Genomic DNA, 1824 nt, shown 5'->3' with positions numbered 1-1824 from the left:
CGTCTGGAGCGGGTGATCATCAGGTTCGCGGGGGACTCGGGTGACGGTATGCAGCTCACCGGTGACCGTTTCACCTCGGAGACCGCGTCGTTCGGTAACGACTTGTCGACGTTGCCGAACTTCCCGGCGGAGATCCGGGCTCCTGCGGGGACGCTGCCGGGTGTGTCGTCGTTCCAGCTGCACTTCGCCGATCATGACATTCTCACGCCGGGTGACGCGCCGAATGTGCTGGTCGCGATGAACCCGGCGGCGCTGAAGGCGAACGTGGGTGATCTGCCGCGGGGTGCGGAGGTCATCGTCAACACGGACGAGTTCACCAAGCGGGCGATGCAGAAGGTCGGGTATGACACCAATCCGCTGGAGGACGGGTCGCTCGACGGGTATCAGCTGCATCCGGTGCCGTTGACGACGTTGACGGTGCAGGCGCTGAAGGATTTCGACCTGTCGCGTAAGGAGGCCGAGCGCAGCAAGAACATGTTCGCGCTGGGTCTGCTGTCGTGGATGTATCACCGGCCGACGGAGGGCACGGAGAAGTTCCTGCGGTCGAAGTTCGCGAAGAAGCCGGACATCGCGGCGGCGAACATCGCCGCGTTCCGGGCGGGCTGGAACTTCGGGGAGACGACGGAGGATTTCGCGGTCTCCTACGAGGTGGAGCCGGCGGCGAAGGCGTTCCCGGTGGGTACCTACCGCAACATCTCGGGGAATCTGGCGCTGGCCTACGGTCTGATCGCGGCGGGCAGGCAGGCGGATCTGCCGCTGTTCCTGGGCTCGTATCCGATCACTCCGGCCTCGGACATCCTGCACGAGCTGAGCCGGCACAAGAATTTCGGGGTGCGCACGTTCCAGGCCGAGGACGAGATCGCGGGGATCGGTGCGGCGCTGGGGGCGGCGTTCGGTGGTGCGCTGGCGGTGACGACGACGTCGGGGCCGGGGGTGGCGCTGAAGAGCGAGACGATCGGGCTGGCGGTGTCGCTGGAGCTGCCGCTGCTGGTGGTCGACATCCAGCGTGGCGGTCCTTCCACGGGGCTGCCGACCAAGACCGAGCAGGCGGATCTGCTGCAGGCGATGTTCGGGCGCAACGGTGAGGCGCCGGTGCCGGTCGTGGCGCCCGCCACGCCGGCCGGCTGTTTCGATGCCGCGCTGGAGGCGGTGCGGATCGCGCTGACGTACCGCACTCCGGTGTTCCTGCTGTCCGACGGCTATCTCGCCAACGGTTCGGAGCCGTGGCGGATCCCGGAGGTGGAGGAGCTGCCGGACCTGACCGTGCAGTTCGCGCAGGGCCCGAACCACACCCTGGACGACGGCACGCACACGTTCTGGCCCTACAAGCGGGATCCGCTGACGCTGGCCCGGCCGTGGGCGGTCCCGGGCACGCCGGGGCTGGAGCACCGCATCGGCGGTATCGAGAAGCAGGACGGCAGCGGGAACATCTCCTACGACCCGGCCAACCACGACTTCATGGTCCGCACCCGCCAGGCGAAGATCGACAACATCGGCGTCCCCGACGTCGAGGTCGACGACCCTTCCGGGGCGAAGGTCCTGGTGCTGGGCTGGGGATCGACCTACGGGCCGATCACCGCGGCCGTGCGGCGGGTGCGCAGGGAGGGCGGCAGCATCGCACAGGCCCACCTGCGGCACCTCAACCCCTTCCCCGCCAACCTCGCCGACGTCCTCGCCCGCTACGACACGGTCGTGATCCCGGAGATGAACCTCGGCCAGCTCGCCATGCTGATCCGCGCCAAGTACCTCGTCGACGCCCACTCCCACACCCAGGTCAACGGCATGCCGTTCAAGGCCGAACAACTCGCCACGGTGCTGAAGGAG

General features: G+C 68.0%; 1 protein-coding gene. It reads left to right on the top strand.

Annotation, left to right across the window (positions count from 1 at the left end):
• On the top strand, positions 1 to 1824 hold a 1824-nt coding region (locus ACGF8A_RS34525), incomplete at both ends, for a 2-oxoacid:acceptor oxidoreductase subunit alpha (protein ID WP_393114793.1).

Origin of the sequence: Streptomyces sp. NPDC047706 (assembly GCF_043204795.1) — a bacterium.
Lineage (GTDB): Bacteria > Actinomycetota > Actinomycetes > Streptomycetales > Streptomycetaceae > Streptomyces.
Note: the sequence above shows the minus strand (reverse complement) of the source record. Positions and strands in the feature narration are given on the sequence as shown.